At 64.9% G+C, this 13,689-nt stretch carries 14 protein-coding genes; 10 read left to right on the top strand and 4 right to left on the bottom strand.

Annotation, left to right across the window (positions count from 1 at the left end):
- Window positions 1-59: 59 nt before the first annotated feature.
- The 4 genes from ACPW74_RS02385 (at window position 60) to ACPW74_RS02370 (ending at window position 5,973) form a co-directional block, all read left to right on the top strand.
- Complete coding sequence (locus ACPW74_RS02385; RefSeq protein ID WP_279981779.1) at window positions 60-950, top strand: DMT family transporter; 891 nt, start codon at window positions 60-62, stop codon at window positions 948-950.
- 59 nt (window positions 951-1,009) lie between these two features.
- Window positions 1,010-2,947 (top strand): methyl-accepting chemotaxis protein, encoded by a 1,938-nt coding sequence (locus ACPW74_RS02380; RefSeq protein ID WP_279981780.1) that lies wholly within the window; start codon window positions 1,010-1,012, stop codon window positions 2,945-2,947.
- A gap of 680 nt (window positions 2,948-3,627) precedes the next feature.
- On the top strand, window positions 3,628-5,028 hold the full coding sequence (locus ACPW74_RS02375; protein ID WP_128273569.1) for an OprD family outer membrane porin: 1,401 nt from the start codon (window positions 3,628-3,630) through the stop codon (window positions 5,026-5,028).
- A gap of 114 nt (window positions 5,029-5,142) precedes the next feature.
- A complete protein-coding gene (locus ACPW74_RS02370) occupies window positions 5,143-5,973 on the top strand; it encodes an SDR family oxidoreductase (protein ID WP_279981782.1) in 831 nt (276 codons plus the stop codon).
- A 59-nt stretch (window positions 5,974-6,032) separates the two neighbouring features.
- On the opposite strand, the gene ACPW74_RS02365 is transcribed toward ACPW74_RS02370, so the two are convergent.
- The gene (locus ACPW74_RS02365; protein ID WP_041214640.1) at window positions 6,033-6,365 is read right to left on the bottom strand and encodes a DUF1904 family protein; all 333 of its coding nucleotides are present in this window, start codon (window positions 6,363-6,365) and stop codon (window positions 6,033-6,035) included.
- A gap of 70 nt (window positions 6,366-6,435) precedes the next feature.
- Between ACPW74_RS02365 and ACPW74_RS02360 the strand changes: the two genes are divergently transcribed.
- From ACPW74_RS02360 to ACPW74_RS02335, 6 genes are all read left to right on the top strand, one after another.
- Entirely contained in the window at window positions 6,436-7,323 is an 888-nt protein-coding gene (locus ACPW74_RS02360) for a TraB/GumN family protein (protein WP_279981783.1), read from the top strand.
- 155 nt (window positions 7,324-7,478) lie between these two features.
- Window positions 7,479-7,628 carry a DUF3149 domain-containing protein gene (locus tag ACPW74_RS02355; RefSeq protein WP_010673287.1) on the top strand — a complete coding sequence of 50 codons (150 nt, stop codon included), beginning with the start codon at window positions 7,479-7,481 and terminating at the stop codon, window positions 7,626-7,628.
- A 116-nt stretch (window positions 7,629-7,744) separates the two neighbouring features.
- Window positions 7,745-8,326, top strand: a complete 582-nt coding sequence (gene smrA / locus ACPW74_RS02350) for a DNA endonuclease SmrA (protein ID WP_279981784.1) — start codon at window positions 7,745-7,747, stop codon at window positions 8,324-8,326.
- Window positions 8,327-8,432: 106 nt separating this feature from the next.
- Window positions 8,433-9,911: a carboxypeptidase M32 gene (locus tag ACPW74_RS02345; RefSeq protein WP_279981785.1), complete on the top strand. Its 1,479-nt coding sequence runs from the start codon at window positions 8,433-8,435 to the stop codon at window positions 9,909-9,911.
- A gap of 261 nt (window positions 9,912-10,172) precedes the next feature.
- Window positions 10,173-11,681 carry an AlkA N-terminal domain-containing protein gene (locus ACPW74_RS02340; protein ID WP_244073256.1) on the top strand — a complete coding sequence of 503 codons (1,509 nt, stop codon included), beginning with the start codon at window positions 10,173-10,175 and terminating at the stop codon, window positions 11,679-11,681.
- On the top strand, window positions 11,678-12,154 hold the full coding sequence (locus ACPW74_RS02335; protein WP_239054003.1) for a methylated-DNA--[protein]-cysteine S-methyltransferase: 477 nt from the start codon (window positions 11,678-11,680) through the stop codon (window positions 12,152-12,154). The genes ACPW74_RS02340 and ACPW74_RS02335 overlap by 4 nt, the downstream gene beginning before the upstream one ends.
- A 22-nt stretch (window positions 12,155-12,176) precedes the next feature.
- Here ACPW74_RS02335 and ACPW74_RS02330 read toward each other — a convergent pair whose 3' ends face one another.
- The 3 genes from ACPW74_RS02330 to ACPW74_RS02320 form a co-directional block, all read right to left on the bottom strand.
- Window positions 12,177-12,842 carry a class I SAM-dependent methyltransferase gene (locus ACPW74_RS02330; protein WP_134997538.1) on the bottom strand — a complete coding sequence of 222 codons (666 nt, stop codon included), beginning with the start codon at window positions 12,840-12,842 and terminating at the stop codon, window positions 12,177-12,179.
- Window positions 12,843-12,953: 111 nt separating this feature from the next.
- Window positions 12,954-13,211, bottom strand: coding sequence for a DUF1272 domain-containing protein (locus ACPW74_RS02325; protein ID WP_010673281.1), 258 nt, complete (start codon window positions 13,209-13,211; stop codon window positions 12,954-12,956).
- A gap of 44 nt (window positions 13,212-13,255) precedes the next feature.
- Complete coding sequence (locus ACPW74_RS02320; protein ID WP_041214635.1) at window positions 13,256-13,585, bottom strand: DHCW motif cupin fold protein; 330 nt, start codon at window positions 13,583-13,585, stop codon at window positions 13,256-13,258.
- Window positions 13,586-13,689: the final 104 nt, after the last annotated feature.

The raw sequence follows: 13,689 nt of genomic DNA, 5'->3' as shown, positions 1-13,689 counted from the left end.
GGGCCAGTCTGCTAGACTGGCCCTCTTTTTCGTTCATTCATCTTGCAAAGGAGTGTTGGATGCCTGCGTCTTCCTGGTGGGACAAGTCCACCGGTTTTGCCCTGCTCACCATCTTGTTGTGGGCCTCCCTCGCCGCACTCACTTCCCGGATCACCAGCGTCTCGCCGCTGGTGCTGGTGGGGCTGGTGCTGCTGTTCTGCGGGGCGGGCACCCTGCCATTCTGGCGCCAGTGGCGCGCCAGCCCCCTCACCTGGCTGGTGACCATCACCACCCTGCTGCTCTATCACCTGCTGCTGTTCACAAGCTTTCGCCACGCCCCCGTGCTGGAGGCAAACCTCATCAACTACCTCTGGCCGCTGTGCATCATCCTGTTCACCCCCTTGCTGCTGCCGGGTCATCCCCTGAGCCTGCACCATCTGCTGGCCGGGGCCTTGGGTCTCGCGGGATCGGTACTGGTGATGGTCGATGGTCACCTGCAACTGCAACAGGCCCATCTGCCCGGCTACCTGCTGGCCCTCGGCGCCGCCATCGTCTGGGGCGCCTACTCCGTGCTCTCCCGCCGCCTGCCTCCCGCTCCTGCCGTGGTCACGGCCGCCGCCTGCCTGCCCGCGGGCCTCCTGGCCCTGCTGCTGGCATGGATGCTGGAAGGCCCCTTGCCATTCGCCCGGATCCCCCTGGGGGACTGGCTGCTCATCGCCGGGCTCGCCCTCGGCCCCATGGGGGCGGCCTTCGTCACCTGGTATCTGGCGCTGCGGGACGGGGATCCGCGCCGCATCGGCGCGCTCGCCTACCTCACTCCCTTGCTGAGCACCCTGCTGCTGGTCTGGCTCAACGGCGAGGCGCTCACCCCGCGCCATCTGCTGGCGGGGGGGCTCATCATGGGCGGCGCCCTGCTCGGCCTGCTGGTGAAGAGCCCAAGTCAACGGGAGCTGGCACGGCCACTGTCATAAAAACGCCATCAGACCTGATTAAGCTCGCGCCCATTGCGTGATTCAAGCAGGAATCTGATGTGAAAATTGCCCATTTTGCCTCCCTCTCTTCCCTCGTCTTGCTGCTGGTGGCCGGTGTCCAGGCCACCGCGCTCTATCATGGCTGGCAACAATTCAACCACTCGGCCCAGGCCCAGCGTCTGCAGGAGCGCCTGCAACAGCAACTGAGCGGTCCGTTGCAGGGGGCGCTTCGCGACTATCTCGGCAGCGGGGATCCCCTGCTGCTGGCCCAGGCACAGGGAGTGCGCCAGCAGGCGCTGGCGCTGTTGTCCCGCCTGGAGGATCCCCAGACCCAGCAGCTAAACGCCCGGCTTGAGCAGATGAAAACCCGCATTGACGGCGACTATCTGGCGGCGGGCAAGCTCTCCGGCAACAGCCAGTGGTTGCTGCAAAATGCCGAGAACGAGTTGACCACCCAGGCCAAAGCCTTGCTCCGTTACGGCCAGCAGGGAGCAGCCGCCGGGCGGGATCCGGCCCTTGCCGAGCAGTATCGCCAGGGGGCGGCCGACATCCTGACCGCCCTCCCCTCCCTCGCCCACCAGCGCCAGAACTACATGGAGCAGGCGAGTGCCAAGCGTCTCGAAGGGCTGCAATTCGAGCTGGCTGCCCTGCAAAAGCAGGCGGACGCCCTGGCCGCCCTGCCGAGCATGGAGCTTTTCGAGGAGGCACCGGCCGACGAATTCACCCTGGGAGAGCCGATACGCAAGGAGCTCGGGGATCAGCCCAAAGCCGAGCTGACCTCCCTGCTCAAGCGCTATCCCCAGGAGCTGGAAAACAGCCGCAAGACGCTGCAACAGCAGCAGGCCGCTCGTCAGATGGTGCAGCAGGACATCACCCAGCTGCTGCAAGCGGGGGAGCAATTGGGTGAACAACTCGCCGCCGCCCGTCAGACCATGAACCGGGAGCTGGCCACCGTGCTCGGCGTGCTGGCGCTCTGCCTGGTCGTGGTGGCCCTGCTGTTCGCCCTGGTGCAGCGTCGCTGGCTGGTCAGGCCCCTGCTGCAACTGCGGGCAGCCTTCCTGCAGCTCGACGCCACGGGTCAGGCCCAGCTGCTGACCCCGGGGCGCGAGCGCAACGAGCTGGCGGACATCGTCGCGAGCTACAACCGCCTGATACAGCGCCTGCAACAGGATCAGCAGCAGAAAGAGGGCCAGCTATCGGCGGTGTCGCAAAGTCTGCAAGGGATGGTCAACCAGGTGCAGGAGATCCATCACAGCACCCGCACCACGGAGCAGGCGGTGGACGAGAGTGACACCATGATGCAGGAGCTCAACCAGCTCGCCAGCGAGGTGCACCAGGTCGCCGCCGAAATCGCCCAGCACGCCCAGCACAATGAACACTCCATGAGCCAGAGCGAGCGGCTGGTCGGGGGCATGCTGACGGCTACCGCCCAGACCGGGCTCGCCATCGACGAGAGCAGCGGCGCCCTGGCCCAGCTGACCCGCTCGGTGGAGGACGTGACCGCCATCGTCGACGTCATCGGCCATATCTCCCAGCAGACCAACCTGCTGGCCCTCAACGCCGCCATCGAGGCGGCCAGGGCCGGGGAGCAGGGACGCGGCTTCGCGGTGGTAGCCGACGAGGTGCGCCACCTCTCCGCCGACACCCAGCGCTCCCTCGGCCAGATCACCGAGATCCTGGCGAGCCTCACCCAGGCGGGGGATCAGCTCGCCACCGTGCTGGCCCGCATCACCGCAGAGGCCGCCGAGCAGCGCCAGCAGGCGGAGCAGCTGCGCCAGACCACCCTGACGGTGCGGGAGATGGCGCGCAGCACCGCCGTCATCGCCCTACAGGGCGCCGACAATGCCAAGAGCCAGGAACACAGGCTGGCGAGCTTCGCCGCCCTCATCGGTCGCATCAGCCAGCACGCCCGCCAGGGCAGTCGTCTCTCGGTACAGGTCTCGGAGCACATACACCACCAGGCCCAGCAGATCCCCCGGATCCTGAGCCAGGCCTGATAACCCCCGGGTCTGGAACGCACCAGACCCGGGGCGCGTTCCCTGTCTACTTGCCCGCGGCCCGGCCTTGCCGCAACCCTTCCCCTGATACTCCCGTCACATCCTCACGGGCGATGACGGGTTGCCTCATCCATTCAGTCACAGGCCCTCTCACCCCTTTCACATCTCTGGTCCCCCTGTCTGTCGGGGCGACGGCTCACGCTCACGACAGTGGGCATCCGGCCGGGCCCATCTTTTTTTGTGATACAAAATTATATGTTGCCACCGGGTTAACAAAGAAAGTTCTGCCTTGACAGCAAGATCTGCGCAGGAGAACGGTGAAATCACCATGAAAGCGCTGTCATTGCCGACATGAGTGGCCTGGGAGTGCCCACACCAAGAATCATGATTATTTGCACTCGGTCATATTTTTGAAACTTGGCGGGAACTTTACATTGATATTTCGCACCGCGAACGTACTCTTGGTGATGTCAGATCGCCAAGGATCGACAGCCAAAAATAACGACTGTAACGATGCAGATAGCCCCGACCGATGCGCCAAGGCATCAGGCACAAGGGCACGACAGAGAACCATTTTTTTGCCCTTCGGGGTGTTGATTGCAATGCCAATACCGAGCGGCGGGTGCCTACCCGGCTGCCGGATAAAAAAGCTAAGTCCATAAAATCAGGAGCAATAACAAATGGAAAAAGTGATCTTCAAGCGCGCCGCGTTGAGTGCTGCCGTGGTCGTGGCACTGGTCGCACCCGGCATGGCGTTCGCCGCTCAAGACATGATGAGCCCGGAATACGGCAAGTCCTACAGCGCCTTCATCGACGAAGGCAAGCTCACCGGTGGCCTGTTCTACTTCCAGCGTGAGCGTGATCGCGTCCAGGCCGGTCCGGGTCAGGATGGCAAATACCACTCCAACCTGAGCCATGCCACCACCCAGGCAGCCCTGAACTTCAACTCCGGCTATGCATGGGGTGTGGTCGGCGTCGACGTGGGCGGCTTCGGTGCCTACGACCTGGCCGTTGACGAGAGCAATGGCGTCAACGAAGAGAACGAGTTCTCCTTCTGGGGCGACAAGTGGGGTTCAGGTGGTGACGGTGTTCCCGAGAACGGCTTCAGCCTCTCCAACGCCGCCCTGAAATTCAAGTTCGGTGACGCCGTCACCGCCAAGGGTGGTTACACCCAGCTCTATGTCCCCGGCATCCTCGGCGTCAACTGGTCCTATCAACCCGGTACCTACCGTGGTGGCCAGATCGAAGGCACCTTCGGCGGCCTCTACCTGACCTACGCCATCGCCGACGAGTACAAGGCTCCCTGGTTCAAGAACACCACCGGCTTCTCCAAGAGCAGCCCCTATGCCAGCGATCCCTTCACCGATGCGAACAAGATCGACTACATCCACGGTCTGGCCGCTCGCTACACCTTCGAGAACGGCACTGCCGTCACAGCCGGCTTCGGTCAGTCCGAAGGCTACATGGACAGCTACCACTTCAAGCTGGCCCACAAGTTCGACGTACTGGGTGGCCTGAACACCAGCTACCAGTTCTACGGTTCCGACACCGAGAACAGCGACTATGACGGCCTGGCCTGGCAACAAGCCCTGACCGCCAGCTGGGCAGCCGGTCCCTATGGCTTCCGTCTGGAAGGCCTGTGGACCAAGGCTGAAGGGGATCTGGGCAACTACCTGCCCCGTCTGACCCGCGGCTACGGCAACTCCCAGGGCGCGAACGAAATCTGGTGGGATTCCCGCTCCGACTGGAACCACAACGACGAGAAGGCCCTGTTCTTCGGCGTGACTCGTTCCCTGGATGATCTGGTGGGTGCACCGGGCTGGGGCGTGGGTGTCTCCGGTGCCTACGGCTGGGATGCCAACAACGGCGACAAGTCCCTGGAAGGTGGCAAAGAGTGGGCAGCCAACTTCGACGTCATGTACACAGTGCAGGACGGCAAGCTGAAGGGCACCCTGTTCAAGCTGCACTACACCGACTACAACAACGAACAGGACGACAAGGGCAGCTGGTACTACCCGAACATGTTCAGCTCCGAGCATGACGTCAAGTTCCACATCATCATGCCGTTCACCATCATGTAATCAGGCATCTGACGTGACCGAAAACCGGGCCTCTGGCCCGGTTTTGTTTTTGGTGGCACCACGCTACCATGCCAACTTCGGGCCACCTGCCGGCCGTCAATCAGGACCATGCTCATGCCCCATCCCTTCGTGCTCGTCACCGGCTGCTCCAGCGGCATCGGCCTCGCCGCCGCAAGAAAGCTCGGCGCCCGGGGCTTCACCGTCATCGCTTCCGCCCGCAAGGGCGAGGATGTGGCCCTGCTGCAGCAACAGGGTCTGTTGGCGGTGCAACTGGATCTGGCGGACAGCGCCAGCATAGAGCGAGGGGCGGCAGAGGCGCTGGCCCTGGCCGAGGGGCGCCTCTACGGGCTGTTCAACAACGGCGCCTACGGCCAGCCCGGTGCGCTGGAAGATCTGCCCACCGAGGCGCTGCGCGAGCAGTTCGAGACCAACCTCTTTGGCTGGCATCACCTCATTCGCCAGGTATTGCCCCCCATGCTGGCGGCAGGCGAGGGGCGCATCGTGCAGAACAGCTCGGTGCTTGGCCTGGTGGCCATGAAGTATCGTGGCGCCTACAACGCCAGCAAGTTCGCGCTGGAAGGCTATACCGACACCCTGCGCCTGGAACTCGCGGGCAGCGGCGTGCACATCAGCCTGATCGAACCCGGCCCCATCGACACCCGGTTTCGCGCCAATGCCCGGGAGGCCTTCCTGCGCCACATAGACCCGAGCGCGAGCCGCCATCAGGACGCCTATGCCCAGACGCTGGCCAGGCTGGAGCGTGAAGGGGGTGCCCGGGGCTACCCCCTGCCAAGCGAGGCCTGCATCCCGCCGTTAGTGCATGCGCTCACGAGCAAGCGTCCCAGGCACCGCTACCCGGTCACCTTCCCGACCAAATTGTTTACCGTGCTGCGCCGCCTGCTGCCAAGCCGCTGGCTTGACAAGCTGCTGATCAAATCCGCCTGATAAAGGTGCCCTCGGCGGGCCTCCTCTTGACATGCACCTGTCTTAGCAACGATGCCCGCTCAATAGTGCTGGCCGTTGCTGTAGTAGTGACTCTTGACGATGGGCAGCACCTGCACCACCACATAGGTCTGCTCCCCCAGCACCCCTTTCAGGTGGCGGGTGATGAGGGCGGCGGCGGCATCCTGCATCTCCTGCGGTCGCTCGAACCAGACCAGCTCCACGAAGGGAAAACCGGCTTCGGGCTGGCCATCTCGTACCCACTGGCTCGGCACGCACTCCAGGGTGACGAACTCCGGCTTGCCACCGGTCAGGGCGCAGAGGTCCGCCATCAGGGGGGCGCTTATCCGCTGCAGGGTGTCGACAGAAACTGCCCGAAAACGAAGGTGGGGCATGGGAAACCTCTTGGCTGTGACAAATGAGGACTTATCATAGAGCACTCATCCCGCTCACATAAGGTGCCTCATGAGATTCCATCCCACGCTGCTCTCCTTCCTGCTCTGCCTGCTGCTGCCGCTCCATGCCATGGCCGATCCGGCCTTCTACCGCATCAACAAGGACAACGAACAGCACTGGCTGCTGGGGTCCATCCACGCGGGCAAACCCTCTCTCTATCCCCTGCCGGATCCGGTGGAACGCGCCTGGCAGCAGAGCCGCGCCCTGGTGATGGAGGTGGACATGACCCACATCAGCCAGGAGCAGTGGCAGGAGATGGGCGCCATCACCCGGCTCGTCGACGGCAAGACCCTCAAGGATCACCTGCCCATCGACCTCTACCGTCGCACCCTCATCGCCGCGGGCCAGAACGGTCTGAACGAGAGCATGCTGGCCCCGCTGCGTCCCTGGTTTGCGGCCATTACCCTGACCCAGGCTGCCCTGGAGCGCACCGGCTATCGCGGTGAATACGGTGTCGACCAGCACTTCGCCAAGCGGGCGAACGACGGCGGCAAGCCCATCGTCGGGCTGGAGACCCTGCTGGAGCAGCTCGGCTATCTCGCGAGCGTCGGCGACAACCAGACCTTGATGCTGGAGAGCACCCTGGACGAGCTGCCCGACATCCAGCAGGGGTTCGACGCCGTGATGACCGCCTGGCAGAACGGGGACGAGGCCACCCTCATCAATCTGCTCAGGGAGGAGATGGCGCCGCCCAAGCTGCAAGCCTGGCTGGAACAGACCCTGCTGGCAGAGCGCAACCGCAACTGGGTCAAGAAGTGGCCCAGCCTGCCGAACGAGAGCTTTATCGTGGTAGGGGCCCTGCATCTTTACGGCGAGCACGGGCTGCTCGCCCTGCTGGAGCAGCAGGGCTGGCGCATCACGCCCCTCACCGAACCGACCCTGGAGAAAGCAAAATAGCGTCCAGTCCGGCGACCTGACGCACCGGATGCGCGTCGGCTCACAGAATTTGCTGCCGATTAAATAACCAGAGAGGGAGTTGATCGAGATCATCCCCTCCCTCCTGAAGAGGTATCTATCATGCCTGTCACCGCCCAGTGACAGGAGTGAACGAGATGGAATTCTGGATGAACCTGATGTTCGGCAACAGCGTGGGGCTGATGTCCATGCTGGTGATTTTCGGCACCTTCCTGCTCATCAGCGCCTATGCGGTCTATTTCATCTACAAGGTGATGCACGCAGAGCCGCCCAAAGAGGGGCAATAACCAGGCTCGCTCAGACCGCCCTCCCCGGCAGGGCCGGGGCCCGCGAGCGTAGCCATTCTAAGGCCCACCAAGGCCCGCTATACTGGCTCCCTCATTTTTCATGCGGGGAGCCTGCCGTGTCTCATAACGACGAACTCTCACTGTTCCTGCAGGAAGTGGCCGACGTGCGGCCCCTTCGCAGCGACCATATCGCCCCCGTTGCGGGCAACAGCCAGCCCACCGAGGCGCAACTCGCGCGCCGGGAAGCCGCCACCGCCGAACAACTCACCCTGGATCACCTTGGCACGGAAGCAGTCGAGATGCTGGACCCCCACGCCATCGTCGGCTTCAAGCGTGACGGCGTGCAGGAGGGGGTCTACAAGAAGCTGCGCCTTGGCAAGTACGAGCTGCAAGGCTCCCTCGACCTGCACCACAAGACGCTCAACGAGGCCCGTATCGCCCTGGTGCAGTTCATTGCCGAATGCGAAGTGCGGGATATCCGCTGCCTGCTGATCCTGCACGGCAAGGGGGAGCTCAGCACCCCGCGTGCCCTGCTCAAGAGCCATGTCAGCGCCTGGCTGCCACAGTTGCCTTCGGTGATGGCCATGCACAGCGCCGAGCGCCGCCACGGCGGCAGCGGTGCGCTCTACGTATTGCTGCGCAAGAGCGAGCGCAAGAAGGCGGAAAACCGCGAACGACACCAGAAGCGCCTCGGCTGACTGCCTGAGGGTGGCACCAGGGTGGATGGCAGTGCTAGCATCGGGCGGCCCCGATCATGCCAGGTACGGGGTGCATACCATCAGGGACGATAACAAGGACAATCCCATGTCATACCAGAAACTCGAACAACATCAGCAACAACTGCACCGCCTCTCCCACCTCTCCGCCATCTGCGGCTGGGATCAGGCCGCCATGATGCCGGAGGGGGGCAACGAGGCCCGCGCCGAGGCGATGGCGGAGCTTGGCGTGCTGATCCACGGCAAGCGCACCGCCCCCGAGCTTGGGGAGTGGATAGCCAAGGCAGAGAGCGAGCCGCTGGACGAGCACCAACGTGCGAACCTGCGGGAGATCAAGCGCCAGTGGCAGGATGCAAGCCTGCTGCCGGGGGCGCTGGTGGAGGCGCTTTCCCTGGCCGGCAGCAAATGCGAGCACGCCTGGCGTCGCCAGCGCAAGGAGAACGACTGGGCAGGTTTTGCCCCGAACCTCGAGGAGGTGGTGCGCCTGTCGCGGGAGGTGGCTCGCCTGCGCGCCGACGCGCTCGGGGTGCGCCCCTATGACGCCATGCTGGCGCTGTACGAGCCCGGCATGACGAGCGCGAGGCTGGATCAGATCTTCGGCGATCTGACGAGCTGGCTGCCCGGCCTCATCCAGACCGTGAGCGAGCGGCAGAAAATCGAGACCCTCCTCACCCCGCAAGGCCCGTTCCCGGTTGCGACGCAGCAGGCGCTCGGCCAGGAGGTGATGGGGCTGCTCGGCTTTGATTTCGCCCACGGCAGGCTCGATGTGAGCAGCCACCCGTTCTGCGGCGGCGTGCCGACGGACGTGCGCATCACCACGCGCTACAACGAGCAGGAGTTCGTCTCCAGCCTGATGGGCATCGTCCACGAGACGGGCCACGCACGCTACGAGCAGGGGCTACCGCGCGCACTGCTCGGCCAGCCGGTGGCCGAGGCGCGTTCCATGGGCATTCACGAGAGCCAGAGCCTGTTCTGCGAGATGCAGCTCGGCCATCACCCCGCGTTCCTCACGCTGATTGCGCCGCGCATTCGCGCGCACTTCGGGGCAGAGGATGCGCTCGCACCCGCGAACCTCGAGAAGCTGTACAACAGGGTCGAGCCCGGCTTTATCCGCGTCGATGCGGACGAGGTCACCTACCCGGCCCACGTCATCCTGCGCTACGAGCTGGAGCGGGACCTGATGGAAGGGCGCATCGAGGTCGCGGACATCCCCGAGCTGTGGGATGCCAAGATGCAGCAGTGGCTCGGCTTGTCCACGAAGGGCAATTTCCAGAATGGCTGCATGCAGGACATCCACTGGACGGACGGCTCGTTTGGCTACTTCCCGAGCTACACGCTCGGCGCCATGTACGCGGCGCAGCTGCGCTTTGCACTCGAGCGTGAGCTCGGCGACATGGGCACGCTCGTAGAGTCCGGCCGCCTGCCGGAGATCTTTGGCTGGCTCGGTCGCCATATCTGGTCCCAGGGCAGCCTGCACGGCACGGACGAGCTCATTCGCCGCGCGACCGGTGAGGCACTGAACCCGCAGTGGCTGCGCAAACACCTCGAACAGCGCTATCTGAAATAAGCGAGGTTGAACCCCCTCCCAGCCTCCCCCTTCACAAGGGGGAGGAGCTAACCCCGCCCCCGTTCACAGAGGGGAGCTGTTTGTCCCCTCCCCTTACGAAGGGGAGGGTTAGGGTGGGGTCCTGCCCCCCTTACCTTACAAAGGGAGGACTGGGATTCCTCGGATCGCACTATTTTTGCTATTCCTGTCCGTTTTTGGCTAGTCACCCCTCTCGCCCCCGCTTAGTCTCTGGGACATGCCCACAGCAACCCGAGCCATGCCATGACCACAGCGCCCCCGCATTCATCCCAACGGGACGAGATTATCCCGGGTCTCACCCGGGAGCAGTGCCACGCCGCACGCCTCGCGCGAGACGCGCGTTTCGATGGTCGCTTCTTCACCGGGGTGCTCTCCACCGGCATCTATTGCCGCCCCGTGTGTCCGGCGCGAGCACCGCACGAGCACAATGTGCGCTATTTTCGCTTCGCGGCGGCGGCGGAGCAGCACGGGCTGCGCCCCTGTCTGCGCTGTCGCCCCGAGCTCGCACCGGCTCAGAGCGGCGATCTGCCACCGCTCGTCGCCCAGGTGCTGGCGCGCATCGAGCGCGGCGAGCTGGCGGAGCACAGCCTGGGTTCCCTTGCAACGCAGGCCGGGATCACGGAGCGCACCCTGAGGCGCCAGTTCGAGCAACATCTCGGCGCCTCGCCGAAACAGGTGGAGCAGACGCGCCGCCTGCTGCTTGCGAAACGGCTGCTGACGGAGACGCGCCTGCCCATCACGGACGTGGCGTTTGCCGCAGGCTTTGCGAGCATTCGTCGCTTCAACGACGCCTGGCTGCAGGCGTATGGCATGACGCCGGGCGCCTTGCGCAAGCAGGAGCGCGGTGCGCCAGCCGAGACGCCGCAAACGAGCCTGCAACTGCACCTGCAATATCGCCCGCCATTCGATGCGCAGGCCATGCTCGCGTTCTACCGGTTGCGCGCCATTCCGGGGCTGGAGCGGGTGGATGAGCACGGTTACGAACGCCGTCACCGGGTCGGCGAGCAGGAGGGGCTCATCCGCATCGAGCCCGTCGAGGGGGAGAGGCTCAGGCTGACGGTGCAGGATCTGCCGCCGGGCGCGCTGCCGGACATCCTGTACCGCGTGCGCCGCATGTGGGATCTCGACGCCGACATGGGCCGCATCGGCGAACACCTGGGGCAGGATCCGCTGCTCGCCGGCATCCAGGGGCGCTGGCCCGGGGTGCGGCTGCCGGGGGGGTGGGATGAATACGAGGTGATGCTGCGCGCCATCGTCGGCCAGCAGGTGTCGGTCAAGGGTGCCATCACCATCATGGGGCGCCTGGTGGCGCGCACCCAGGCTCAGTTCGGCACCGCGCAGCTGCCCACCCCGACCCAGCTGTGCGAGCTGGATCTCGACGGCATCGGCATGCCGGGCAGCCGCATCCGCACCCTGCAAGGGCTGGCCTCGGCGCTCGCAAGCGGCGCACTCACCCTCGCCACGGCAAGCGACGAGCAACTGCTCGCGCTGCCGGGCATAGGCCCCTGGACGGTCGCTTACTGGCGGCTGCGCTGCGGGCTCGACACGAATGCCTTCCCCGCCTCGGATCTCGTGCTGCAAAAGGCGCTGGGAGGCGGTGACAAGCTGCCGGTGAAAGAGGTGACAGCGCGCAGCGCCCCCTGGCAGCCGTGGCGCGCCTATGCCGCGAGCTGGCTGTGGCACGCCATGAGTGAACAACCAGAGCTGCTCACCCGGCCAACACAGACACAAGACGAGGAGAAGAGCCCATGATCCGCTATGACATGATGCCCACCAACCAGGGCGAACTGCTGGTCGCCATCGACGAGCGCGGTCTGGTCCATGTGGACTTCGTGGCCGGCCTGCGGCCACTGCCCGACATGCGGGACTGGCTACAGGACGGCGAGGCGCTAGCCCCCTTCCTCGCCGAGTTTCGGGACTACTTCGCGGGCCGGTTGCAGCGCTTCACCCTGCCGCTCGCCCCCAGGGGCACGGCGTTTCAGCAAGCGGTGTGGCAGGCGCTGTGCGACATCCCCTACGGGGAGACCCGCAGCTACGGCGACATCGCCCGCGCCATCGGCAAGCCAAACGCGGTGCGGGCGGTGGGTGCCGCGAACGGCCGCAATCCGCTCTCCATCATCATCCCCTGCCACCGGGTGATCGGCCAGAATGGCAGCCTCACCGGCTATGCGGGAGGCCTGCCCATCAAGCAGGCACTGCTGACGCTGGAGAGGGCCTCTCGTTGATCCGGCGCCACCCGGCCAGGGCTCACTGCCGCTGCGCCAGCCAGCCGTGAAACCCCAACGCCTGAAAGAAGCGGTGCGCCGCCGCGAAACCGGCCCCTTGCAAGAGGCGCCGGGTCTGTCCCTCGTCCAGGGAGGTGAAGTCCTCTCCGAGGCGGCGCACCATCTGCTCGCAGGCAGGAAGCGGCAAACCGGCGAGGGCGGCTTGCAACCCCATGGCCTTGCGCTCGAGCGGGTCCGTTGGCGCCATCAGATCCGCCAGCAGCAGGGGAGCGCCAGGATTGAGCTGGCGATAAATATCACCCAATAGCGCGGCTTTGGCATCTTGCGCCAGAAAATGCAGCACCAGCAGACAGAGTGCACCATCGCAAGGCTTATTCACCACAGGCAATGCGCCCAGGTGCCAGCACACCCTCTCCCCCATGCCCGCCTGCTCGGCCCGCATCCTGGCCTGGGCCAGCATGTCCGCCGAGATATCCTGGGCCACAAAGGTCCAGCGGGGGCAGAGACGGCCAAGCAGCAGCAACTCGCTGCCCGTGCCCACCCCCACCAGCAGCACCCGGGCCTGCTGGCCCAGCGCGGCCATCAGCCGGGAGGCACAAAGCTGGTGCAGCAGCTCGTAGCCTGGCACCAGCAGGGGGATGCGGCTGTCATAGGCCTTCGCCCCTTCTCCTTCGAATCGCTCCGTCATCTTTTGCTCCTTTGGTGTGAGCCCCCTTGATAGGGGCTTCCGCCGGGAGAAGGTCAAGAGCCACAGGGGCGAGCCAGTTGCCAGCCCAGCCCTTCCCATGAAGGGAGGGCCCTAGCCCCCCTTGCCCAGCGCCGCTTTCAGAGCCGGATTGAAGACACGCTGGAGGGAGGCGGGGTTGTTCACCAGCTTGGCCGCCGGGCGGCGCGGGCGCCTGACCAGCTCGCCGCCACAGTTGGGGCAGGTCAGGTGCAGATACTGATCGTTGCACTCGGCGCAGAAGGTGCACTCGAAGGAGCAGATGTAGGCCGTCGCCGTGTCGGCGGGCAGATCCCGGTCACAGCACTCGCAGTTGGGTCTGAGTTCAAGCATGGCAAGTTCCTGAAGCGCAAAGGGAAAGCGGGAAAGAGGGCAGCTCAGTCGACGATAAAGAGGCGAGCGCCCAGTTCGGTATAGGAGCGATGGGGTTCGGCGTTGTCCGCCACCTGGTAGCTCATGCCCGGCGTCAGGGTGAAGACGCGGCCATCCTGCAACTCGGTGTGCAGCTCCCCTTCGAGGCAGAGCAGCACATGGCCCTTGCTGCACCAGTGATCCGCCAGATACCCGGGGGAGTACTCCACCATTCGCACCCGCAGCTCCCCGAACTGCCGGGTGTGCCAGCGGGCGACGCCGCGCTCTCCCTTGTGTTCGGTCGGCGGGACCTCGGCCCAGTTCGTGGTGCAAAACGGCAGTGCATGGATGTTCATGACGGATCCTTTGTCAGAAGAAGGCTGGGGGAAGGTGCCTCACCACGGGATATCCGTGACAAGGCCGCACCCCATACTGCCATCAAATCCGCTCCAGCCCCATG

Source organism: Aeromonas sp. INTO2 (assembly GCF_049860605.1).
GTDB classification, from domain to species: Bacteria; Pseudomonadota; Gammaproteobacteria; order Enterobacterales; family Aeromonadaceae; genus Aeromonas; species Aeromonas caviae.
Note: the sequence above shows the minus strand (reverse complement) of the source record. Positions and strands in the feature narration are given on the sequence as shown.